The sequence below is a fragment of the Polyangiaceae bacterium genome, from assembly GCA_020633205.1.
Lineage (GTDB): Bacteria > Myxococcota_A > Polyangia > Polyangiales > Polyangiaceae > JAHBVY01.
Window position 1 is genome coordinate 422033 of the sequence record JACKEB010000011.1, and the last position, 24200, is coordinate 446232.

15 protein-coding genes and 2 pseudogenes are annotated in these 24200 nt (G+C 64.3%); 6 read left to right on the forward strand and 11 right to left on the reverse strand.

All coding sequences use genetic code 11. The annotated features are described in order from the left end of the window. Window positions 1-42 precede the first annotated feature (42 nt). The gene (locus H6718_08470) at window positions 43-2328 is read left to right on the forward strand and encodes a sulfatase-like hydrolase/transferase (protein MCB9585419.1); all 2286 of its coding nucleotides are present in this window, start codon (window positions 43-45) and stop codon (window positions 2326-2328) included. Here H6718_08470 and H6718_08475 read toward each other — a convergent pair. Next, window positions 2322-2819, reverse strand: a complete 498-nt coding sequence (locus H6718_08475) for a hypothetical protein (GenBank protein MCB9585420.1) — start codon at window positions 2817-2819, stop codon at window positions 2322-2324. The genes H6718_08470 and H6718_08475 overlap by 7 nt on opposite strands. 221 nt (window positions 2820-3040) lie before the next feature. Here H6718_08475 and H6718_08480 point away from each other — a divergent pair, with 221 nt between their 5' ends. Together H6718_08480 and H6718_08485 are read left to right on the forward strand one after the other, a co-directional pair. Further along, on the forward strand, window positions 3041-4369 hold the full coding sequence (locus tag H6718_08480) for an NHL repeat-containing protein (protein MCB9585421.1): 1329 nt from the start codon (window positions 3041-3043) through the stop codon (window positions 4367-4369). Between the two features lie 265 nt (window positions 4370-4634). After that, on the forward strand, window positions 4635-5099 hold the full coding sequence (locus tag H6718_08485; GenBank protein ID MCB9585422.1) for a hypothetical protein: 465 nt from the start codon (window positions 4635-4637) through the stop codon (window positions 5097-5099). Between the two features lie 5 nt (window positions 5100-5104). Here H6718_08485 and H6718_08490 read toward each other — a convergent pair whose 3' ends face one another. The 7 genes from H6718_08490 to H6718_08520 form a co-directional block, all read right to left on the reverse strand. Then, complete coding sequence (locus H6718_08490; protein MCB9585423.1) at window positions 5105-6442, reverse strand: flavodoxin family protein; 1338 nt, start codon at window positions 6440-6442, stop codon at window positions 5105-5107. A 145-nt stretch (window positions 6443-6587) separates the two neighbouring features. After that, window positions 6588-9674, reverse strand: coding sequence for a type I restriction endonuclease subunit R (locus H6718_08495; GenBank protein ID MCB9585424.1), 3087 nt, complete (start codon window positions 9672-9674; stop codon window positions 6588-6590). Window positions 9675-9688: 14 nt separating this feature from the next. Next, complete coding sequence (locus tag H6718_08500) at window positions 9689-10732, reverse strand: virulence RhuM family protein (protein MCB9585425.1); 1044 nt, start codon at window positions 10730-10732, stop codon at window positions 9689-9691. Between the two features lie 79 nt (window positions 10733-10811). Beyond that, the gene (locus tag H6718_08505; protein ID MCB9585426.1) at window positions 10812-12197 is read right to left on the reverse strand and encodes a restriction endonuclease subunit S; all 1386 of its coding nucleotides are present in this window, start codon (window positions 12195-12197) and stop codon (window positions 10812-10814) included. Further along, a complete protein-coding gene (locus tag H6718_08510; GenBank protein MCB9585427.1) occupies window positions 12187-13857 on the reverse strand; it encodes an SAM-dependent DNA methyltransferase in 1671 nt (556 codons plus the stop codon). Before H6718_08510 ends, H6718_08505 begins: the two co-directional genes overlap by 11 nt. Window positions 13858-14001: 144 nt before the next feature. Next, window positions 14002-14322, reverse strand: a complete 321-nt coding sequence (locus H6718_08515) for a four helix bundle protein (protein MCB9585428.1) — start codon at window positions 14320-14322, stop codon at window positions 14002-14004. 470 nt (window positions 14323-14792) lie between these two features. After that, window positions 14793-16985, reverse strand: a complete 2193-nt coding sequence (locus H6718_08520) for a CehA/McbA family metallohydrolase (GenBank protein MCB9585429.1) — start codon at window positions 16983-16985, stop codon at window positions 14793-14795. A 155-nt stretch (window positions 16986-17140) separates the two neighbouring features. On the opposite strand from H6718_08520, the gene H6718_08525 reads away from it, so the two are divergent. Then, a complete protein-coding gene (locus tag H6718_08525; GenBank protein MCB9585430.1) occupies window positions 17141-17398 on the forward strand; it encodes a hypothetical protein in 258 nt (85 codons plus the stop codon). Here H6718_08525 and H6718_08530 read toward each other — a convergent pair whose 3' ends face one another. Further along, the gene (locus H6718_08530; protein MCB9585431.1) at window positions 17399-18895 is read right to left on the reverse strand and encodes a L,D-transpeptidase; all 1497 of its coding nucleotides are present in this window, start codon (window positions 18893-18895) and stop codon (window positions 17399-17401) included. It abuts the gene before it with no gap. A 238-nt stretch (window positions 18896-19133) separates the two neighbouring features. Here H6718_08530 and H6718_08535 point away from each other — a divergent pair, with 238 nt between their 5' ends. Together H6718_08535 and H6718_08540 are read left to right on the forward strand one after the other, a co-directional pair. Continuing rightward, a complete protein-coding gene (locus H6718_08535) occupies window positions 19134-19808 on the forward strand; it encodes a hypothetical protein (protein ID MCB9585432.1) in 675 nt (224 codons plus the stop codon). Between the two features lie 123 nt (window positions 19809-19931). Next, window positions 19932-21806, forward strand: coding sequence for an SUMF1/EgtB/PvdO family nonheme iron enzyme (locus tag H6718_08540; protein ID MCB9585433.1), 1875 nt, complete (start codon window positions 19932-19934; stop codon window positions 21804-21806). A 42-nt stretch (window positions 21807-21848) separates the two neighbouring features. Here H6718_08540 and H6718_08545 read toward each other — a convergent pair. Then, window positions 21849-22700 (reverse strand): annotated as a pseudogene (locus tag H6718_08545) (hypothetical protein). Between the two features lie 350 nt (window positions 22701-23050). Continuing rightward, window positions 23051-23899: pseudogene (locus tag H6718_08550) on the reverse strand (hypothetical protein). Window positions 23900-24200 lie beyond the last annotated feature (301 nt).

The following is a 24200-nucleotide window of genomic DNA, read 5'->3' on the forward strand; positions in this document are numbered from 1 at the left end:
CAGCGCTTGACCCGGACCCGACATGGGGACAAGTGGGGGCTTGTGACGAGCGGTTTCGGCAAGCTCCCGCAGCTCTCGGTGTTGGCCCTGTGTGCATTGGCCTTCACCGGCGTGAGCTGTGATGACAAGCAGGCGCCGAAGACCGATCTTCAGCCAGTGGCGTCCAGCGGCGACGCTGGCGCCGAGGCACCCCCGACCAAGGCGCGTCGCACCAGCCTGCTGAGCCTGTTGTCGCGCTGCGACCTCTACCACCGCGGGGCGTTCGTCGACCTGGCGGGCAAGGACGTTCAGGCGCGACGTGAGTTCGCGATTGGACCGTTCTTGGACACTCAGTCGGTGGATCGCGAGGGCACGCAAGTCGCACGCATCGACACCTCCAAGGTCGCGTACGATTTCTGGCTCGACGCCGAGCTGGAGGAACCGTTCATCGAGCTCAGAGCCGCTGCCGGGAGCGTCAGTCGTGCGGGGATCTACCTGGACGATCGCTATGTCGCCACGCTCAAGTTCAAGGACGACATCGACAACGTGCGCACGCGGACCCTGGACACGAAGCTCGGTCCCGGTCGGCATACTGTTACGTTAAATCTGCGCGGAAAAGCTAGCCCCAAGGGTCGAATCGATGTCGATTGGATTCGACTCGCGGTGAGCGACGACATCAAGTCAACGTTCACACCGCTGCGAGAAGAGGACATCGTTCGCGATATCGCGATCGACGGGGTCCCTCGTCAGGCCCTCACGTTGCCAGCGCCGAGCGCGGTGCGCTGCCCCTTGTGGGTTCCCAAGGGTGCGGCGTTCAACGTCAATCTGGGTTTCTGGGGCACCGGCAAGGGCGACGCGGAACTACGGCTACTAGAGGACGGGAAGCAGCCGCTGGTGCTTCAGCGCCGCAAGCTGCACGGTGGACCAGGGGCTTCTTGGACCCCAGTTCACATCGACCTCACGGAGTACGCCGACCGCCTGGTCGCGATCGAGCTTCGAGCCGCGTCGGGTGTCGACTCCGGGCGGTTGGTGTTCGGTGATCCCGAGCTTCAGTTGGATGGCGTGACCGAGCGTCAGACCACCCCCAACACGAACACCGTGATCGTGATCGTGATGTCGGGGATCGACCGCCGCCGGGTACCGCCGTTTGCCCCGCCTCGCGACCTGCCTGGTTTGGCGGAGTTGATGCGAGCGGGTGTTAGCTTTACTGGCTACCGTACCCCCACGACCGTCGCGTCGTCGGTTGTCGCTAGCATGCTCACTGGGGTATCTCCCCGCGCACATGGCCTTCAGGATCCGGTCGGACGCATCCCCGAGGAAGTGCGGAGCGTCGCCGAGATCCTGAAGCAAGCCAGCGGTCGCACGGCGATGTTCACGGGCGTGCCCACTAGTTTCTCTGGGTTTGGTTTCGACCGCGGATGGGACCGCTTCGAAGAGTACTCACCGGTGAAAGACCTGCCGGCGACGGAGCCGTTGGCTCAGGCGACGGCCTGGCTCGAGAAGCAGCTGGACTCGAAGAGCCGGCGCCTGGTCGTTACTCACCTGCGCGGAGGTCATCCACCTTGGGACCTGACCACCGCGGAGGCCGGGCAGCTACCACCCTTGGAATACGGAGGGCTGCTGCACGCGCGGCGCGGCGCGATCATCTTGCACGATGTGCGCGCGCGACGGCGCGCGAACACCCGGCGGCTGGCCACGGAAGACTGGCAGCGTCTCCACGCCTTTCACGATGCGGCGCTGATCAAGCAGGACGCGGAGCTGGTGAAGCTACTCGCACTCTTGAAGAAGAAGGGTGCCTACGACGACGCGATGATCGTCGTCGTGGGTGACGTGCCCATGGGGGATCCGCCCGAGGTGCCGTTCGATCCAGCGCCACCCCTGCGCGAGGATCGCTTGCTCGCGCCGCTCTACGTGAAGTTTCCCCACGGAGCGCTGTCCGGCAGCCAGGTCACGCTGCCGACGACTTCGATGGACGTGGCCACCACGATCCTCGCGGCATTTGACTTGAAGCCTGCGCGGCACATCGATGGCGTCGACTTGTATCAGTCTGCCGTGGGCGTGGAACCTCCGCTTGGGCGTCCCTTGGAAGCGACTCTGGGCAACGACTACTCCTCGCGATGGGGGCTGTTGCTGCTCTCGGGTCGCTTGGGTCGCAAGCCGTCGTTGTGTGAGCTGGATGTGGACCCGGCCTGTGTCTCGGACGCCTTCGAGTCGCGACCCATCGCCGCGCGAGCGCTCTGGCGCGCGACTCACAAGCTCGAGATCGAAGCGCGGCGAGTCGCCAAGAGCGGTTCGCGCGCGCAGCTCGACGATGACGAGAACGCCGCGCTCACCGTGTGGGGTTACTGAGCGCCGCTGCAGTCCCCTGCAGCGCCGCCGCTGAGTGGGGAGCAGGCCTCAGTCATCGAACACTGCCCCGCGGATACGCAGTTAGCCCAAGCGGCTACGTTGATCTCAACGAGCTTGATGTCCGCGGCATCAGCGCAGGTGCAACCCGTCGCGATCGGCTTGCAGTCCGCATCGCGGGCGACGACAGCAAACGCATATTTGCGGCTCTCCAGTTCACTCGCGGTCTGGGCCTCAGGGATGCTGGTGGTCACCTGGTGCCTCAGCGCGCCCGCAGTGTCCCCGGCCGTCAAGCGAGCCTCGAGGTCGCCGCAGGTGTTATCGGGACAGTCGGACTCGAACAGCGCGAACTCCCAGTAGGCCGGGCTCATTGGGCAGACGTCGGTGGCGGTCCACTCTACCTCGAGCTTGGGAGCTTCGGCATCGGTGTCGCTGCTGCACGAGACCAGCGGAGCGGCTATCAACATGGAAACGACTAGCGCAAGAGGCCTCATTGGCGCGAGCTTAGGAGCCGCGCGTTGGACAGCTCAAGCAACTGGGGGCTCGCTTTCGCTGGCGGTGATTGCGCGCATTGTTGCCTGGTCGCGCCTCCCGGGCGCGCAATCTTGTTCGGTCGCTCCTCCAGCGATCGCGAGTCTGTCTGGTCAGAGTTCCGGGTTGGTTATCCCTGCGCCGCCATCCCAGTCCTTGCGGGATTTGTGTAATATCTGCGGCAATGCGAACTGCCTCCTACACGCTCTCGGTACTTTGTGCGCTCAGCTGTGTCGTCGCCTGTGATGGTGAAGACAACACCAAAAAGGCTGGGGGCACCGGCGCCGGCACTGGCATGGGCGCTGGAGGCACTGACAGCGGGGGCATGGGTGGATTGGGTGCTTCCGCGGGGATAGGTGGTAACGCGGGATCGGGGGGCACTCAGGGTGGCGCCGGCGGCAGTGCAGGCACGAGCGGCAGTGGCGGCGCTGGGGGCACCCAGGGCGGAGCCGCTGGAAGCGCGGGTGCGGCAGGCAGCAGTGGTGCGACTGCCGGTGGTGCGAGCGGGAGCAGTGGCGCAGCTGGTAGCGGTGGCGTTGCTGGCAGCGCGGGGGCGACCTCCGGTGGCGCAAGCGGGAGTGGTGGAACCAGCGGCAGCGCCGGAGCCGGGGGAACTAGTGGCGCCGCAGGGAGCGCTGGAGCTGGAGGTAGCGCGGGCAGCGGCACCACCGGCGGAACCGGTGGAACCAGCGCGGGCGGCACCGGCGGAACTGGCACCGGCGGAACCGGTGGTGGACCCAGCTGCACGTGGCCGGGCTTGCCAGCGGGCGGTGTGACCCTGCCCGGAAACTCTCCAGAGGGCGTCGCTTTCAGCAACGACTGCGCACTGCTCGTCGTGGAGTCGGACACCGTGTATCGCATCGACCCCGCGACGCCGAGCGTCGCGACCGCTTTTGCAACTCAAACCGGCGTCACGGATCTGCAAGACGTGGAGGTGGCGAGCGACGGCACGCTCTATGTCACCTCTCGTGGCGCGAACTCTGTCGTGCGTTTCGACGGAACGACAGGCGCGTTCATCGACACCTTCGCGACGACGACCTTCAATCTCCCGAATTCGATGGTGTTCGACCCGAGCGGCAACCTCTACGTCAGCTCGCGCAATACCGGTAACGTCGTGCGCTTCTCTCCCAGCGGCACGGACCTCGGTGTGTTCGCAACGACTGCTCAGCTCGGCAGCCCGGAGGGCATGGTGTTCGGGCCTGGCGGCGAGCTTTTCGTCAGCGGTCGCACCAACTCGGTGGTCCAGCGCTTCAACTCGAGCGGCACCTTCGTCTCGACGGTGATCCAGACGCCGGCCGTCAGCGCTCCGGAAGGGCTCGCCTTCACCAGTGACGGCCGCATGTGGGTCAACAGCCGGGATACCGCCGAAGTGGTTCGGCTGAACAGCACCACCTTCGCGGAAATCGATCGCGTGGCGTTCACCAATGAACAACCCATCGGCATGGTTGTGGCGCCCAACGGGGATGTCATCATCAGCTTGCGGGGATCCGGTCGCATCACGACGGTGCCCTAACGGGGTGGTTGGAGTTAGAATTGCTGCATGCCCACCCCGGCGGAGAAGGAAGCAAGAGCCGAACGAGCGCGTCGGCGACGAGCGCTTATCACTGGGGAGCTTGTGCCATTCGGAAGCATAAAGCCAGCAGCCTACCTGGCTCACTCTCCCGCCGAGCGCCTCGCCGCCGCCACCAGGCTCGTTGCTTACCATATGAAAATTCGTGGAGACGTCCGCTTGCCGCGCGCCGAGTGGCCGGGGGAGACGTTCAAGTGCGGGCGCGAGAGTGTCGACTGAAGACCTACTTCCTGAGGATTTCGCCGACCTCCTCGTTGAACTGACCGAGGCTGGCGTTGAGTTCGTCGTCGTGGGTGGTTGGGCGGTTGTGCTCCACGGACTCGTTCGGGCAACTGACGACTTAGACGTTTTCGTGCGACCCAACGACGCGAACTCAAGGCGTGTGTTCGACGCTCTAACTGCCTTCGGTGCGCCGCTGTCTGCTCATGGCGTTACTCCAGATCACTTCGCCGTCGAGGGAGATGCTTACAGGTTTGGAGTCGCCCCGCTCAAGGTCGAGGTGTTGTCCCAGATCAGCGGAGTGACTTTCGACGAGGCAAGCGCGGAGTCCCAGTACTTCGAGGTCGGCGGTTGCCGTATCCCATACATCGGAAGATCTGCGCTGATTCGGAATAAGCGGGCCGCCGGCAGGCATAAGGACCTCGCGGACGTAGAGGCGCTGGAGGGACAGTAGCGGCGTCAGCGCTCGTGGTCGAGGGGCCGCGCGTGCAGTTCGCTTTGCTTGAGCCCGTTCTTGTGAGCCGTCCAGCGCCAACCCAGGTTGCCTATCAGCCGGTACGCGACATCGGGCTGCATGGATTCGCTGATGACTTCGACGGCGGCAGTCGGCACGACCTGATTTCGCGCCAGGGCTGGCGCTACGATGTCCAGCGCCTTGACGATGTGACTCACCGGTCCCTGCGGCTCGCGCAGCTCCGATCCGGGTTGGACCACCCCGCCACCTCCGACGGGTAGCGCACCGCCGTACGCATAGCTCCCCGCCTCCGCGAAGTGCCGTGCGATGCGCAGCGCGGTACGGTTCTGTTCGGGTTCGGGGAAACCGCAGTTGACCAGCAAGACGAAACGCGCGGGTTGATTCCGCAGGGTACGAGCATGGGCGATCAGCTCGAGCGCCTGGGTGGTGAGCGAAGGAAACGCGTCGCAGTAGAGTGGGCTCACCAACACGAACAGATCCTCCGAGGCGATTGCCTCAGCTGCCTGTCTGGATCGCACGTTGTCGTGTACGAACTCCGTCGCGAAGTGGATCTCGGCGATCACGCCCTCCGCCTCCAGACGTGCCGCCAGCGAACGAGCCATAGCCTCGGAGGCGCTGGTGCCTTTGACCTTCGGGCTGCCGACCAGGATCGCCGCGCGGCGCACCGACGTAGGCCCTAACGCGCTCAGATCCGGCGCGGCCATCGCGAGCAAGTCGGAGCGCAGCGGGTCCCGTGAGCGAATCGCCTCTCCCGGGACTTTCTTGGACGCCAGCGCGGCAGCGATCTGCGCGCCCCAAGCTTGCTCCTCTCCCTTCAACAACACCGCGCAGCCAAAGCGCGGAGCAAAGAAGTTGAGCGCATTGGCTTCGGTCAGGTCGAGCTGGGTCTCCGCCTCCAGTGTGTTCGCCGATGGCGCCCAGCTCACGCTGAACCAGGCGGGTAGGTGATCGTAGCGACCCACATGATGCGTCAGCCCAGCGCGCTTCTCGAAGAAGGGCTCCAGTAAGCAGATGAGCCGATCGACTGCGCGCTTCACGCTGTGCCCGTGTCCACCGAACGTCAGGCGACCGAGTGTGACCAGGGCGTCCGCATCATGCACCGCCGCGACGATGTCCCCTTCCAGATCGTGAGCCCGGCACTTGCCAGGCGTCTTCAGCCAACAGTCGAACTCGCCCTGACAGTAGGCGAGCGGCGCGTTGTTCAACTCGAACAGCGACACCTCGTCGTAACCGGCGCGCTCCAGTTCCGCGAGGAGATCCACAGAGGCGGCCTTCAGGGGCCCATGATCATCGGGCAGCGCAGCGAGGACGACGGCTTTCATACCCCGCGCGATGCAGCTTGTGTGCCGCGCTCGCCCATCAGATCTGCGCGATCTATTGGATTTTAGGGGGAGGGGAACGCGAAAGCGTTGCGGCTACGCAGCTGGAGAGCCGCTCAGATCGCGCCCCTGAGCGTCAGAGCACACGCTACGGTGATGCCGTCGCCCCAGCCCCCCAAAACTCAGTCAACAACTCCGCCTGCTGCAACACCGTATTCGTCGCCGCCTCCTGCTTGTCCGGCGGATAACCGTACTTGCGCAAGATGCGCTTTACGATCACGCGCAGCTTGGCTCTGACGGATTCTTTCACCGTCCAGTCGATGGTGACGTTTTTCCGCACGGTCTCGACTAGCTCTCGAGCAATCGTTTTCAGCGTGTCATCACCCAGCACCTTGACCGCGCTGTCGTTCACTTCGAGGGCGTCGTAGAAGGCGAGCTCGTCCTTGCTGAGGTTCAGCTCCTCACCCCGGCGGTGCGCCTCACGCATCTCCTTGGCGAGTTGAATCAGCTCCTCAATCACCTGCGCGGCTTCAATCGCGCGGTTCTGGTAGCGCTTCACGGACTTGTCGAGCAAGTCGGCGAAAGACCGCGACTGAACCAGGTTGTGGCGCGCGCGCAGCTTGAGCTCATCGTTCAGCAGCTTGCGCAAGAGCTCCACCGCCAGGTTCTTCTGTTTCAGACCTTCCACTTCCGCGAGGAATTCGTCTGACAGAATGGTGATCTCAGGTTTGCGTAGCCCAGCTGCCGCGAACACATCGATCACCTGGTCTGACACCACTGCTTTGGACACCAACTGCCGAATCGCGTGGTCGATGTCGCCGGATGCTTTGCGATCGCCAGTCGTCGTCTTCGCAATCGCGCTCCGCACCGCCTGAAAAAAGGACACGTCATCGCGAATGCGCGTCGTCTCCGCGTGGGGCGCCGCGAGCGCAAACGCCTTGGAGAGCTCGGTCACGACCAGCAGCAAGCGATCCTTCGCGCCTTCCTGGGCCAAGATGTGCTCCTGCGCAGCGGGCAACAGCGACAAGCGCTGGCTCGCCTTGCCGCTGGTCCAGGTGCTCCAGTCGAAGCCGTGGAACAGGTCGCAACAGCCCTCGTACTTCTCGAGCATCACCGCGGCGGCTGTGTTCTTGTCGATGGCGGTGTCTCCGCGCCCGCCGCTCTCGGTGTAGGTGTGGACGGCTTGCTTCAGCTGATCGGCGACGCCCAGGTAGTCGACGACTAGGCCACCCGGCTTGTCGCGGTACACGCGGTTCACCCGCGCAATCGCCTGCATCAAGCCATGGCCCTGCATCGGCTTGTCCACGTACAGCGTGTGCAAGCACGGTGCGTCGAAGCCGGTGAGCCACATGTCGCGCACGATCACGAGCTTGAACGGATCGCTTGGATCCTTGAAGCGCCGAGCCAGGGCCTCACGTCCCGGCTTGTTGCGCAGGTGCCGTTGGTAGTCCTTCGGGTCCGACGCGGAGCCCGTCATCACGACCTTCAGCGCGCCCTTGGCGTCATCCTCGTCGTGCCACTCCGGGCGCAGCTTGCGAAGCGCGTCGTACAGGTCGACGCAGATGCGGCGACTCATGCAAACGACCATCGCCTTGCCATCCATCGCCTCCAGGCGTTGCTCGAAGTGCGCCACTAGGTCTTCTGCGACCAGCTTGACCCGGTCGTCGGCGCCGACCAGCGCTTCCAGCGCGGACCACTTCGTTTTCAGCTTCTCCTTGCCTGCCTCTTCTTCGCCCTCGGTGGCTTCATCGAAGCCCTCATCGAGCACGGGCACTTCATCTGCCTTGAGCGAGATGCGCACCAGCCGGCTCTCGTAGTAGATGGGCACCGTCGCGCCATCTTCGACGGCGCGCTGGATGTCGTAGATGCTGATGTAGTCCCCGAACACCGCCCGCGTGTTCTTGTCGGTGAGTTCAATTGGAGTCCCCGTGAATCCAATGAACGATGCACTCGGCAGCGCGTCCCGCAGGTGCCGGGCGAAGCCATCGATGAAGTCGTACTGGCTTCGGTGTGCTTCATCGGCGATCACCACGATGTTCTTGCGGTCTGACAGCAAGGGAAAGCTATCGCCACGTGTTTCCGGGAGGAACTTCTGGATGGTCGTGAACACCACGCCCCCGGAGCTCACCTTCAGCAAGTCTCGCAGGTGCGCCCGGTCCTTCGCCTTCTCGGGCTCTTGCCGCAGCAAGTCGTGGCAGCGTGAGAAAGTGTCGAACAGCTGTTCATCGAGGTCGTTGCGATCCGTGAGGATCACCAGCGTCGGGTTGTGCATCTCCGGGTGCAGCACCACGCGCCCGGCGTAGAACGCCATGGTCAGGCTTTTGCCAGAACCTTGGGTGTGCCACACCACGCCAACGCGGCGGTCCCCTTTGGGCTGAGACGCAGCGATGGTTGCTTCGAGGGCATTCGCTACCGCGTGGAATTGGTGGTAGCCGGAGAGCTTCTTGATCGGTAGCCCGCCGTCCCCCTCGAACACGATGAAGAAGCGCAGCAAATCGAGCAGCCGCCGCTGCTCGAACACACCCCGCACCAGCACCTCGAGCTTGCTTTGGGTCGCGGGGGCCAGCTCTTCACCTTCAATCGTGCGCCAAGGCGCAAAGCGTTCCTTCTGCGCAGAGAGCGTCCCGATGCGCGCATCAAGTCCGTCGGAGATCACGAGCAGCTCGTTGCAGGTGAAGAGGTTCGGGATCTCCGCCTTGTAAGTCTGGAGCTGGTGGTAAGCGTCCCAAACCGTGGCGTCTTCGTTGGCCGCGTTCTTCAGCTCGATCACGGCAATCGGCAAGCCGTTGAGGTACGCGACCACATCGGGCCGCCGCTTGTGACTGCCCTCCACGACGGTGAGCTGATTCACCACGCAAAAATCGTTGTTCTCCGCCTCGGCGAAGTCCACGAGCCACACCGGATCATAGCCAATCGTGCCGTCGCTCCGCAGGTACTCCACGGAAACACCGTTCACCAGGTAGCTGTGGAACTCGCGGTTTGCGTCGATCAGCTGCGGAGAAGCAATCTGCGTCAGCTTGCGAAACGCTTCATCGATGGCTGCAGGGGGCACATCCGGATTGATGCGAGCGAGCGCGTCCCGCAAGCGACCTTCGAGCAACACCGCTTGATAGCTGCCGCGTTCTTGCCCGGACTCCCCAGGCGCGATCTCCGGCCCATGGACGACCTGATAGCCCAGCTCCTCGAACCACTCGAGCGTCGCCTCTTCCACCACCGACTCGCTGAACTGGCTCATCGTTCCCCCCGGATTCAACCCTTCTTTGAACGCTTCCTCTTCGCTCGCGGAGCCTGCAGCTGCTTCGTCACCCGCTCGAACTCGGCGTCGATGGCGCGGGGCTTCGCATCCTCCAGCTCTCGATAGCGAGCGTACTCTTGCTCTGCCTTGGCCCGTGCCGTCTCCGCGGAGATCTTGCCCGCGTGGTCCAGCAGCTGGCGCCCCGTTGCCTTGAGGAAATCATCCAGCTTGACGATCCAGTCCTGCATCGTCATCTGCTTGCGCTCCAGGGCCTGTAGCTCCGCATACTCGATGTACAAGCTCACGATGCGCTGCAGCACTTGCAGCTCGGACTCCTCCAGGTAGTTCTTTGCCACACTCGCGTCGGCTTTGTGAATCACCCCTCCGGGTCGCGTCGTGCGCATGCCCATCTGCGGCTTGGTCCCGTCAGCCCGCTCATGCACTACTTCCGCTGCCGTGCGGCCGTGGCTGGCGTAGTGCATCTTGTTCTGCACCGTCGCAAAGAAGCGCTGCGTCAGCTCCGCGCTCGGCTGGTAGTCTACGCTGGTCGCGTAGATCTCCAGCACCTTCTGGTAAAAGCGCCGCTCGGAAGCGCGGATATCCCGAATCCGCTCGAGCAGCTCATCGAAGTAGTCGAGGTGCCCCGGCCCGGGCGGGTTCTTCAGCCGCTCGTCATCCAGCGCGAAGCCCTTGACCAGGTACTCCCGGAGCCGCGCCGTCGCCCACTGCCGAAACTGCGTTCCCCGCTGGCTCCGCACCCGGTAGCCAACCGCCAGGATCGCTTCCAGGCTGTAGTGCTCGATTTCGCGAGAAACCTCACGATTTCCCTCACTTCGAACTATCCGGAATTTCCGGATAGTTGCCTCGGGGCTGAGCTCCCCCTCTTCGAAGATGTTCTTCAGGTGCTCATTGATGGTGCGCACGTCCTTCTGGAACAGCTCCGCGATCAACGCCTGACTCAGCCACAGCGACTCGTCCTCGAAGCGACACTGAATGCGCGTCCGCCCGTCCTCGGTTTGATAAAGGATGATCTCCGAGGTGGGCGGGGGGGAGGTCACGCGTGGACGCTCCTCGCCTGATGTCGTCGCTCCGTTTCGTGGGCGAGTCGCTTGGTGTGGCTGAGGCGGTGATTGGGTTTCACGCCGTTGCCTCGAGGATACGTTCGGCGCTCTTCACGGAGAGCTCGCCGGAGAGCAGCTTGGGGAGGAGTGTGTCGCGGAGTTGAGCGAGGGTTTGCGATTCGCCCTGACTGGCGTGGATGCGCCCCCAAAGCGAAGCAACGCTTTTCTCGAATCGTGAGACCAAGGCGGATGGAGGCTGAAGCACGGGATAGTCAGGGAAGTCCTTCAGCCAAATCCGGTCGACCGTTGAACCCGGGGCCCTGTGCGCTCGAAGGAACTCTTGGAATGGCCTTGAGACGAACCAGTGAAACAGAAAGTGGCTGTCGCTCTCCTCAGCTCGAGGTCTGACTAGCGCGGTGCGCCGGCCCAAACAGCAGCGGAGCCCCGGAGGTATCAGCGCGAAGAAGCCAAGCGTCGCCTCGTACGTGAACACGATGTCATTGTGTTGCGGAACTACGCGCTTCGTCCACCGCGGCCAGTCGGACTCTGCAATATGCCGAATGTTTGAAAGGTCTAGTGAAGTAGGCCGGAAGTTCCGAATGCCAAGAAAGACGGCGCCGCTTTCAGCTTCCGGAGGGGTCGCGTGCGGGCCATCGAAGAGGCCGTCGCAGACGTCACTCACGCGAACGTGTGTCCACCCCTTCGGGATCTCCCCCAGCTCCGACTCCTCGAACTCACTCGGAAACAGTTTCGCCGTCTCAGCATCCATCCCACTCGGTTTCCGTCCGGCAGCCTTCGCGCGCACCGGATCGAAATCCACGAACCACGACTTGAACAACGCCCGAGCCATCTCCTCCAGCGTCTCGTTCATGCGCCGGTTGAGCTCGATCTTGTCGTCGAGACTTCCGAGGATGTTAGTGATGAGGTCGCGTGTTTTCGCATCTGGCCATGGGAGCGGCAGCTCCCTGATCTCCCGCAAGTTCAGAGTCTGCTGAACTGTCGTGTTCGACCACACGTCCATGAGGTGGCGAATTTGTTTGCTCTGAAGACAAGCGCGCACGTACGTGGCGTCGCGCGGTTCTCGCAGCCTCATCACGGCGACAGCGCGAGCGGCATTCCAGCCCCGCATTGTCCGAGGCACCACAGCGCAAGACCCTACATTACCCACCAAGGTCATCAGGATCTCACCCCCCATCAGTTCTGTGCGCCGATATTCATGATGAACCGCGGCGGATATTCGGTAGTCAGGGTGCGGGTTTATTCGGTTGTGGGATAGGTCTCCCGCTTTGATTAGGGGGACGCCGGTTGGGTCGTGTTCGCCTGGATACATGACACCAACTGAAATACCGCGGTCGTCGGAAAAGAGATCGCCAAGAGCTATGGCGCTCCAGTCACTCGGCAATTTTGTGAAGCCAGCCGTGGCGAGCAGTTCTCGTAGCGACTCCCTCGGGCTAGAAACCATAGCCCAACCCCTTCAGATTCTGCCGAATCGCCTTCTCCAGTTTCGCCCCTTCCCTGAACTGCTCATCCAGCTTGGCCGTCAAGCGCGCCATCTTGTCGTCGAAGGGCTCATCGTCTTCCTCGACGTCTTCGGCGCCAACATATCTGCCTGGCGTCAACACATGACCGTGAGTGGCAATCTCTTCGGTGCTCGCACTCTTGCAAAAGCCTGCAACGTCTTCGTACTTGCCGGCGCCGTCACCACGCCAGGCGTGATAGGTGCCCGCGATTCGCTTCAGGTCTTCGTCGGTTAGCTCGCGGTGCACGCGGTCGATTAGGCTGCCTAGTTTGCGGGCGTCGATGAACAGCGTCTCGCCCTTGCGGTTCCGCATCTTCTTTCCGCGCTCGCCGAGGCCGTTCTTCTTGTCTCGCGACAGGAACCACAGGCACACTGGGATCTGCGTGGAGTAAAAGAGCTGGCCCGGCAATGCCACCATGCAGTCCACCAGGTCGGCCTCGATGATTGCCTTGCGGATCTCTCCTTCGCCGGATTGCTGGGAGCTCATGCTGCCATTCGCCAGCACGAAGCCCGCGGTGCCCGTCGGCGTCAGGTGGTGGATGAAGTGCTGCACCCAGGCAAAGTTCGCGTTGCCCTTCGGCGGCGTACCGAACTTCCAACGCACGTCATTGGCTAGCCCCTCTCCCCCCCAATCGCTGTCATTGAAGGGAGGGTTGGCTAACACATAGTCGGACTTCAGCTCCGTGTGTTGATCCTTGTGGAAAGAGTCACCCCACTCGGCGCCCAAGTTCGCGTCGATGCCGCGAATGGCTAAGTTCATCTTCGCCAATCGCCAAGTCGTGGGGTTCGACTCCTGCCCATAGATGCTGATGTCCCCAATCCGGCCACCATGCGCCTCCACGAACTTCTCACTGGAGACGAACATGCCGCCGGAGCCGCAGCACGGGTCGAACACGCGCCCCTTGTAGGGTGCGAGCATCTCCACCAAGAGCTTCACCACGCACTGGGGCGTGTAGAACTGCCCGCCCTTTTTGCCTTCGGCAGAAGCGAACTCACTCAGGAAGTACTCGTAGACGCGCCCGAGTAGATCTCGCGAACGGTTCGCCTTGTCTCCGAGGCCAATCGTACCAATCAGGTCGATCAGCTCGCCCAAGCGTCGCTTGTCGAGCGCCGGCCGCGAGTAGTCCTTGGGCAACACGCCCTTCAGCGTGACGTTGTCCTTCTCCAGGGCGCGCATGGCGTCATCCACCAACTTGCCAATCTCCGGCTGCTTCGCCTTGCCCTGCAGCGCCGGCCAGCGGGCATCCTTCGGCACCCAGAAAATATTTTCCGCGAGGTATTCGTCCCGGTCTTCAGGATCCGCGCCGCTCTCCATCTCCGCAGTCAGCGCCGCGTGCTTCTCCTCGAACGCGTCGGAGATGTACTTGAGGAAGATCAGCCCAAGCACCACATGCTTGTACTCCGCCGCATCCAAGTTGTTGCGCAGCTTGTCCGCCGCCTGCCACAGCGTCTGCTCGAAGCCCAGGTTCGCAGCAGAGGTTGTCCCGCGCCCACCCTTGGCAGCTGCGTCCTTCTTCGGTCGCCCCCGCTTCTTCAGCGCTGTCTCGTTGCCACTCGTCTGGGCGTCTTTCGCCTTCGGCTGTGTCGTCTTGCTCTTCGCCATGGATCTCTACGTCTCGAAGTCCCGGAGCACCAGGCACTCAGTCGCGGCATCCTAGGAGATTGGATCCCGCAGCTCAATGCGCGCGCTCGCAAAGCACCAAGCCCGAAGCGCGAGGCGACCGAAGCCGCCCCGCGCTGTTAGCAGCTACCGCACACACAGCCGATGCAACGTGCCCAGGATGCGGTTGAAGCGCTTACGCAGCTCTTCATCCAGCGGACCTACGGCGCCCAGCGCCTCAGCAACCTCGAGACAAGCGAGCGTCTCCCGAGCAGAACCCATGGCCGTGTGATAACGCGCAGCCCGGTTGCGCCCGCGGCTGTACGAGCCCTCTGCCACGTTCAGCGCGATGGACGACTGTGCGCGCCTGAGCTGCCGCCCAAGGTCCGGATCCGCGCGGCAAATGCGCTCCGCCAAGGGCCGAGTTAGAGTGATGGTTTCGAGAATGAATGGATAGATTTCGAGCATCGGTGACCTCCTTTCGATCACCCGATCGCCACGCCGGCGAGTCGCAGGCGCTGTCCAGGCTGCGAGCGGAGCGAGCACCGGGCGCAGCCCGGCCCCGGCCTGGACAGCGCCGAGCACGCCGGCAAAATCGGAATGCTCGAACGAGCGAGGGTTCGAGTTCGAGCGAGGGTTCGAGTTCGAGCGAGGGTTCGAGTGAGGGTTCGAGTGAGGGTTCGAGTGAGGGTTCGAGTGAGGGCCAGAGTAAAAGCCACGCGGAAAACAAGAGACTGCCGGGCCAGGCGCAGCCGATGCCCGGCCAACCTTGAGTCACTGCCGGGCCAGGCGCAGCCGATGCCCGGCCCGCCTTCCACCGCCGGGCCAGGCGAAGCCGATGCCCGGCCCCACTCGCCACGCCCGCCCTCACCCTCGCCCGAACCCCCACTCTCCTTCTAGCCCGAACCCCCACCCCCGCTCTAACCCTAGCCCTAACCCTAACCCCCACTCTTAATCCATATGGGATTCGTAAACCCGAACGGCACCGTGTACTCCCGCGAAACATTGGGCAATCCCCGACTCCCCTGCGCCACCACCACGATGAACGAACTCCCCTCCGGCAGACTGAGGGTCAGTTTCCCGCGGAAACGCTCGACGCTTCCGCGCGTCTGCTTGAACGTCTGAAAATGGATGCGCTTGCCTTCGGCGCCGGCCAGCACCTCGAGCTGGCTCACGTCGATCCACGGCGCCGCCTGGACAGTGAGCTCCAGTTCGAAGCTCTTTCCCTTGATTCTCGCGGTCTCCCCCGGGCCCTTGCCGAGCACCTTGGCGTCAATGAACGGCCCGCTGGTGATCTGCGCCTTGCCCTGCTTCAGCGCCTTGAGGCACTGGTCGAACGGCGCCTTCGCGTCTTCCGCGTCTGTCTTTGCGTCGCGACAGCGCACGAAGGTGCGCGGTAGACCGGGATCCAGAATCCCTAGCTTGTGGGAGTCGCTTGACCCAGTGGCCACGTAGCGCTTCCCTCGCCCCAGCTGGTGCAGCCAGTCGAGCAGGACGGGCTTCACCCTCTTGAGATCCCGGGCGTCATCGCCGTTGTAGACCTCGATGGTGTCGAAGTCTCCGTCATAGCCCGCTCTACCTGGCGCGCCGTCCGTCTCGCTCACGTCATACGCCGAGAAGTAGCTGATGGCCGGATCCCAGCGCGGATGATTCACCTGCAGGATTCCGTGGGGAGATGCCTTGCGCGCGCTGGCGAACAGGCCTCCGGGGGTGGTGCCTTGATACGCGACGTTCTTGTCCAGGGTGAGAGGAAACACATTGAAGTGCCCGAAGCGATTGCCCAGGGTGCTCACCTCGCAGCCCGTCACCGTCTGAAAGTCAGTAGTTAGCACGCCCTGCTTGAGCAGCGCCTCCCGCGTTGGCCCCAGATCGGTCACCACATAGTGATCCGTCGCCACCGCGATCTCCACGCCTTCTGCGGCGATCGAGACGACTCGGGCGGGCAGCGAGATGTCCGCGTCGACGCTCGGCACCTGGTGCAGGTGGAAGTCGGCGCTGGTCCAGCTCGGTGTCTTCAAGACCCGGGGCAGCTCCGTGTGGAAACGAGTTGTCTCTCCGAGCTTGATGTTGACGTCGTAGCTGCGGGCGTCTCGCTCGAGGCCCGCCGTCGCCAGCACTTTGTAGCGCCCGACGGGGAGCGGGATGGAGAGGTGACCATTGCCGGTCCACGCAAAGCGGTCGGCGCCGTCCAAGCCGCCGTCTTCATCGAACACTCGCTGCTTGCTGCCGACGCGGTCGATGGTCAGCTTGCCCGCGATGGCTTGCCCCTGCTCGTCCACCAGGTTGAACTCGAGGCGGCCCGTCGGGGTGGGGGACGGCGGATCCACGGGCAGTGGCTCGAAGCTCAGCTCGCGGCGTGCCACGAGCTCCTTTCCCGCTCCCAGCTCCTTGAAGTAGTGCGCCTTGATCGTGCCCTGGAAGCCGCGGATGCGCGCGCCGTAGTCGAGGCTCATGTTGGTCCCCGCCAGCGGCCGCAATAGCAAATCGCCCTGAGCACCCTTGCGCCCGATCCACTTCGCCGCTCCCTTGTACTTCATGCGTGGCTTGCCGAGGCCCGCCACGTAGTACTGTACGTTTCCCCACTTGAAGGAGTCTCCAAGGCGCGCGCCAACCGCTGCGCCATCCTTCGCGGAGTAGCGCGTCTCGATCGTCAGCTTGGGCTGCTTTGGATCCACACGGAACACCGTGATGGCGCGCAGCATGCGTCCATTCAGCTCGAGCTCGCCTGTCACTTCCACGCCGTCCGTCAGCGCGCGCGTCGACTTCGCACTGAAGGGGTAGTCCTTTTTGCCCACGCTGGCGACCTGGTTCAACTGCCACAGCGCGTCCACTTGGGTGTCGACTCCCAGCGCCGGCACGCTGGGCAGAATCATTGGACGTCGCCAGAGGTCGGTGAGCCAGCCGTCGCGCTTGCGGATCACGGCGGTGAGCTGAGGGTTCGAGAGCGCCCAATCTCCAGCCCGAGCGAACACGCGGGTGTGAGCCGCGAGCTCCTCAGCGGTCGCTTTGCGAGGCGCCACACCGGGTTGCGGCTCACCCTGAACCAGGCTGCTTGCTAGCAGGGGCAGGCAGAGGACCGTGGCACCTAACCCAATCCAAACTCCCCGCCGGCTTGTGGAGAAAAATCGCACGCGCACAGGCTAGCGGAGGCCGGGGACACCGACCTGAATTTACTCAAACTGCTGAAATCATTGGGGTGTTTGGGGGTGAGGGGATACTGAACAAAAGCTGTGTACTGCTTGTCAGAAACTGGACAGGTTTACAGTAGTTCGGTTACCAAAGGCTCATGACCGCCAGCGATAGCCAAGTCCTCGTCGAGCTCTACCTACAATCCCGTGACACCCGTCACCCGAACTCTCGGAGTCTGGGTCGCGCCCTCGACCTGAGCCGTGCGGAAACAGCAGAGGCGTTGCTGCGGCTCGAGGCGCGGGGCCTGGTGGACGCGGGCCGTGCCCGGCTGACGATGAGCGGCCTGGTCGTGGCGAGTCAGCTCGCGAGCCAAGTGCTGCGCTCGTCGGATGCCATGCGCCACAGCGCCGCGTGACTAGCCACCCAGGACGACCAGCGTACTCTCCGCGCCCGGGGCCGGGCTGATGCCTTGCCAGCCGGCTGGCAGCTTGGGCTCGCTGAAGTCGAAGAGCCAGCGGGCGTCTCTCGGAGCGAGGTTTGGGCAGCCCGCGCTCATGCGCTCGCCGAAACTTTCGTGCCAGTACGCGCCGTGGAGCGCGTAGGGCTGCTTGAAGTACTGCGTCCACATCACGTCGCTGATCCAGAAGCTGGTGGGCGCGCCTGGATCTGGGCTCATCGTTCCCCAGCGTTCTTTCCAGTTCAGGGGAAAGGCGCCGAGGGGTGTGGTGTAGTTCTTCACGCTGCCCTTGCCGCGATGCGTGCCGCCGCGGCCCGGCGCGTGCAGCGTCGCGTACACTGGCTTTGCCCCGCGGTAAGCCACGAGGGTGTATTCCGTGAGGGAGAGATAGATCCAGGTGCGATCACCACTGATGGCACTTGGGGGGTTCACCTCGCGGGCGATCCGCACGTGGTCGTGGCGGAGCCAGCGGCCGTCGCGGGTGGCGACGTAGCGATCACCTTTGAATTTGCGCTCCTCCCCAGTGAGCTCGATGGGCGCAGCCCGCGTGAGCTGTTCCCCGGTCGGCTCCATGCTGCTGGTGCGCGCGGCTGCGTCGCCGCTCAGCCGGTACAGAGCTCGCGGCTTCTTGCGGGCCCAGGCAAGGGGCAGCTTCAAAGCCCCCAGTTCAACCCCGCGGAAATGCGACGGGGTGTAGGGGCGCACGCGGTCGGCGGGCACCAGGGTGAGATCCGGAGTCACGAGCCACACACGGCCCTTGGCCTCGAACGCCCGGGAGTACGAAACCATGCTGCCGTGGGGCAGGTTCTTGCGCACCAGGTTGTCACCGGCGAGGGGGCTCTTGCCCTGCTCGGCAATGAACCGCGGCGGAGGACCGTTGGCTGCGATGGGCTCCCGAGTCGTCAGGTCTTCGAAGCCCTTTGCCCAGTCACCGAGCTTCAGCGGGCGTTCGCGAAAGCGCATCATCACCAGGCGGTGTTGCTCATCCGTCGGCAAGCGCTCGTACATCGGAGCGCCGATGCTGAAGGCATAGTGGTAGGGAAACACCGCCTCGGGATCTTGCTCGATCAGGTCGGCGCCCGCTTCTTGCATGGCCTGCACGACGGGGTGCTCTGGGTCCTGGGTCGTGGTGCCATCCGCGCACACGTATCCGCGCGGTTCAATGGCATAGTAGCCTTGGCGGCACTGGTCCCGCGGCGGGGCCAGCTCGGCCTCTCGCAGTGGGACGCCGTAGCCGGTGCGGATGAAGCCGAGCTTGACCCACTTGCCTCGTGGCTTCTCTACATCCCTGGGGATCCAAACCCAGGAGATGTAGCGCACGCTGTAGACCCGTCCGTAAGGTGCCGGGTTCGCTGCCGGGGCCAGCAACTCGACCTTCGCGGGCTCGCCGTCGGCGCTCTCCGGCTGCGTCAGCGTTGCCCTGGCACTCGGCGCGGCGCCTCGCGGAGCCTGCACGCCGCTGCTCTGAGGCGCTTCCCCAGAGCACGCGACGCCTGCAAGTCCGAGGAGCGCGAGCCACGTCGCGGAGCATTTCGACCCGGTTTTCCCCCTCCCCAGCACAACCGAATCCTGCCACGGATGCGCTCAATGGCCCATTTCGGCGGCGAATCGCTGCTGCTGCCGGAAGCGCCAGCCAACTCTGCGCGTTAATCAGCCGATGAGCCCCGAGGCGAATCGATGTATCCAACGACCCATGAGGCGCAGGTGGATGGCTTGGATGCTGCTGGGAATGGGTGCTGCGTGTAGTGGCGCCGCGTGTAGCAGCAGTGCGGTGCAGCCGAGCGCACCCATTGAGATCGCCGCAGAGCAGACACCGCCGGTGGAGGAGCCTGCCGTTCAACCAGAGACGGATGCGTTTCCTACGTTTGCGCGGGAGTTCGCCGCGGCGCTGCAGCGCGGACAAGACCTGGACCGCTACGTCGCGCCCGAGCTCGGGATCTTCTTGCTCACCAACCCCGGTGCTTTCCACGTGGTGACCCACTACGACTCATTCGCGCACATCCACCGCGAGGGTCCCCGGTACCTCCTCGGACAGCTGGCAGACGTGTGCACGGACGCTGACTGGTTCACCTCGGATGACCACGTCCCAGAGTACAGCTGCGACACCGAGCGGTACGACGTCCCGGCGCCGTGTGTGTTGGGCACGATTCGAAGCGAAGCGCTCTCCAAGCTCATCTCCCTGAATGTTCAGTACGAGCTGATCCCCGCGGATGAAGGGGAACGTCGCCTCCCAGCAGCCAAGCGCTCTGAGTCCCTCGCAACGCACTACCTGTTCATGGAGCAAGTCAACTACGGCTTCTTCTTCGGCCAGGTGGATCATCAGTGGCGGTTGCTCTGGATCGACGCCATCGCGCCGTGCTCCGCGTGAGCCACGCCTCCCATCGAACCTCTTGATCGCTCTCCGGATTTTGGGGTGAGGGGAGCGCTTGCATAAGTTGCTCCCGCCATTTTTGGCCCCGGCTCTGACGGGGTGGGATGCTTTGTTAGGCGCATGGCAGAGCAACGGGGGGCACAGCGAGCTGAACCGCGGACCAACGGCAAACGCCGCACGCTGAGCCGTGCCGCGCTGAGCCTGGGCCTGCTCAGCAGCATTGGGTCCCTGGGCGGCTGCGACGCGCTGAGCGGCGCCTTCAAGCTCGGCCCCGATGACTCGCCGAGCGGGCCCCAAGCGGCTGCGGCGGACGAATCCGCGGGGCAACAAGAGTTGCTCCCCGACGGGACCCAGCGCACCTCCCCCCCAAAACAGGCAGCGGACCCCGAAGCTACTACGGATCGGGAAGCTGACGAGACCGCCGAGGCGAACGCCGAGACTCGCCTCGCGAGCGCCGAAGCTGACGAGCCCGTGACCGCGGACGTCAAATCGGGCAAGCGCTGTCCCCCAGGCATGGCGTTGATCCAGGGTCGCTTCTGCATCGACCGCTGGGAGGCGAGCCTCGAGACAGCGAGCGGCGAAGCGCACTCGCCTTACCAGTCGGTTGGAGCAGAGAAGCTCAAGGCGACGACCGGCAAGGGCAATGTGCCTCAAGGCTACATCTCGATGAACGAGGCGGGCGCCGCCTGTCAGCGTTCTGGCAAGCGCCTCTGCTCCACGGCAGAGTGGCTGGACGCCTGCGCCGGGAGTTCCAAGCGCCCCCTACGGAGCTATCCGTACGGCAACGAAGAGCAGGCCGATGCGTGCAACGCGGATCAGCCAGGCAGCCCCACCATGGTGCTGCACCACGGCCGCCACAAGACCGACTCCTACTGGATGAACGACCCGCGCATCAACCAGCTCGGCGGCACCGTCGCGCCGACGGGCTCCTTCGACCAATGCGTGTCCCCCGAGGGCGTGTACGACCTAGTCGGGAACCTGCTCGAGTGGACCCAAGGCGATCGCCCGCTGTTGATGGGCGGCTACTACCTGGACTCCCACGAGAACGGCGATGGGTGTCGCTACGTCACCATGCGCCACGGCGCGGACTATCACGACTACAGCACCGGCTTCCGCTGCTGTGCAGCGCCGACAGCGGCAGAAGCCGACGCCGCCCCTGCAGAGCCCGCCGCGGAGAAGCCTCCAGCCCCTGTGGCTGTCGAGCCAGCGCCGCCTCCCGCACCTGTAGCCTCAGCGCCCGAGGCCGTCGCAGCGGCGCCTCAGGCTCAAGAAGGTCCGCGAGACCCTGCGGGCAAGCGCTCTTTCGAGCACCCGGGCGCGCCATTGCCCGACGTGGGCCAGCGTGCCGGTTACTCCACCGCGGAAGACGCTTGCCCCGCGGATATGGTTCTGGTCGAGGGCGAGCGCTGCACGCTGCCGATTCAGGAGTGCAAGTACTGGGTGGACGACCCTGGGATGCCCAACCGTTCCTGCGGCGAGTTCGAACCCAGCGTGTGCAAAGGCGCAAAGCAAGCCATGCGCTACTGCATCGACCGCTACGAGTTCACGCCGCCGGGTTACACCTACCCGATCGTGAATGTCTCCTGGGGTGAGGCGCAGCTGATGTGCGGCAAGCTGGGCAAGCGCCTGTGCTACGAGGCGGAGTGGGAGTTTGCCTGTGAGGGCCCCGAGGCGCTGCCCTATCCGTACGGCTACAAGCGAGACGGTGAAGCTTGCAACCACGACCGGCCGGACCTGTTCACCTCGCGTGGCAAGCTGAACGACCAGCGCGTGCCCGGAGACTCACTGAACGAGTGCAAGAGCCCGTTTGGCGTCTACAACATCATCGGCAACGTGGACGAGTGGACCACGCGGGGGGGCGGCGGACGCCGCTCGGTGTTGCGCGGCGGCTGGTGGCTGAAGGGGCGCAACCGGTGCCGTGCGGCAACGGGGTCTCATGGCGAGAACTACGCTGGGGCACAGACCGGATTCCGTTGCTGCCAGGCCGCGCGCTGAGCGGGCCGTCTCCACCCGCTCAGCTCATGTGACAGCGTGGGACTACCAGGGGGTGATGTCTCCCGTGTACACCGCCTCGAAGGCGTCGCCACGGATTTGCCCGAGGTCGCTCAGGTTGTCATCGCTCCAACGTGGATCGTGGCTGCCACTCAAGTACCAGTTGGAGCCGTTGTCTGCGACGAACATCCCGAAGCGCTTCAGGGCTGTGCAGATGACCTGCACCTCGCTCGTTAGCCCGCTGCAGTCGTAGCTTGGTTTCATGCGGAAACGCATGCCCATGGGGGGATTGCTGGCTCCGCCGGAACCGGCGCTGTGAGTAGCCGGCGCGATGTAGCCGTTCTGGCTGACGCTGACGGTGAAGCGCAGCGCGTGGAGGATCTCTCCCTGCTCCACGACTTCGTCGTAACGGATGAGCCCGGGCAAAATGGGCAGGCCCGCTGCGTCGGCGGAGGTCCAGCGATCGGGGCGGAGCGCATTGCTGCTGAGGTCGAAGACCGCTCCCGACGAGGCGTCCCAGCTGGCTCCGCTGTTGTTCGGGTAGGCGTAGAACAGCTCGAAGAGCTTGCAAGCGCCTTGCTGGACCACCAGCACGTGGCGATCCCCACTGGAGCTCGCGCCGCCTTCGACCGGCGCGTCCGGCGGAACGGGATAGGGGCCTGGATCGCTCTCGCCCGTATTGTCGAAGTTGATCGGTACGAGGGGCTGATTCTGGGGCACCACGACGTACGGAATGCCAATCGGGGCACCCTGATAGAAGGTCCCGAAGTCCGCGTGGAGTCGCGTCTGGCGGCCGATGGAGTTCACATAGGTGTCGCTGTTCTGGTGCACCGTGTAGCCGGAGATGTCGGTGTTCCACGGGTTATCCGCGGGGAACATGTCGCAGCCCCCAAGGGTCGCGCCCCCACCTCCTCCGCTGCCGCCGCTCCCGCTGGAACCCGCGCTGCCGGCGCTGCCGCTCGAGCCCGCGTTGCCGGCACTGCCGCTCGATCCACCGCTGCCGGCAGAGCCGCCGCTCGCACCGCTGCCAGCCGAACCGCCGCTTGCACCGCTGCCGCCGCTGCCACTTGCCCCGCTGCCGCCGCTGCCACCACTCGCACCGCTGCCGCTACTCCCCGCGGAACCGCCGGTTCCATCGCCGCTGGTTCCATCGTCACCACAGCCAACCAAGAGCAAGCTCCCGATGGCGGCAACCGCCAGGCTGGTAGTCCAGGTCTGTCGTCCCATCACAACCTCCTCTTTCCCTCTCACCAGGGCGTGATCGCGCCGGTGTCTAGCGCCTCGAAGGCGTCTCCGCTGATCTGCGCGATGTCGCTCAAGTTCTCATCGCTCCAGCGCATGTCGTGGGCGCCGCTGATGAACCAGTCGGAGCCGTTGTCTGCCACGAACATCCCGTAGCGCTTGAGCGCCGTGCAGATCACCTGCACCTCGCTCGACAGCCCACTACAGTCGAATCCCGATTTCATGCGGAAACGCATGCCCATCGGTGGGTCGCTCGCTCCCCCGGAGCCCGCGCTGTGAGTGGCTGGTGAGATGTAGCCGTCCTGGCTGGTGCTGACCGTGAAGCGCAGCGCGTGGCGGATCTCTCCAGCCTCCACGACTTCGTCGTAGCGCACCAGGCCCGGCAAGATCGGCAGGCCGGCGGCATCCGCCGACGTCCAACGGTCGGGGCGCAGAGCGTTGCTGGAGAGGTCGAACACCGCGCCCGAGTACGCGCTCCAGCTCGCACCGCTGTTCTCGGGAAACGCGTAGTAGAGTTCGAAGAGCTTGCAGCTGCCCTGCTGCACGACGAGCACGTGGCGGTCGCCGTCGGAGGCCGGGCCGCCTTCAATGGGCGCGTCGGCAGGCACCGGGTAGGGCCCCGGATCGCTCTCATCGGGGTTGTCGAAGTTGATGGGCACGCCGGCTTGGTTCTGCGGCACGACGACGTACGGAATGCCAATCGGCGCTCCATTGTACTCGGTGCCGAAGTCCGCGTGGAGATTCCGGTTGCGCCCGATGGAGTCGACGAAGGTGTCGCTGTTCGGGTGCACTGGATAGGCGGAGATATCCGTATTCCATGGATTATCCGCCGGGAAAAGGCTGCAACCGCCGAGGGGAGAGCCACCGCCGCTGCCTGAGCTGTTGCCGCTGCCGCCGGCGCCCGAGCTACCTCCAGTCGCGCCTGTACCGCCGCTCGCCGCTGTGCCGCCGCTCGCGCCCGTACCGCCGCTACTGTCGTCTCCACAAGCCATCAGGCAAGGCGACCCCGCCGCGCTGATCAGTAGCAACCCAAGCCAAGTGTGACGTCCCATGGGAACCTCCTCGGCGCACACGCTAGCTCAGCCAATTCTGGCTTGGAAACTCAAAACATGACCGGTTGGTCATGTGAACTCAAAAGTGTTGGAATTTCAGAGG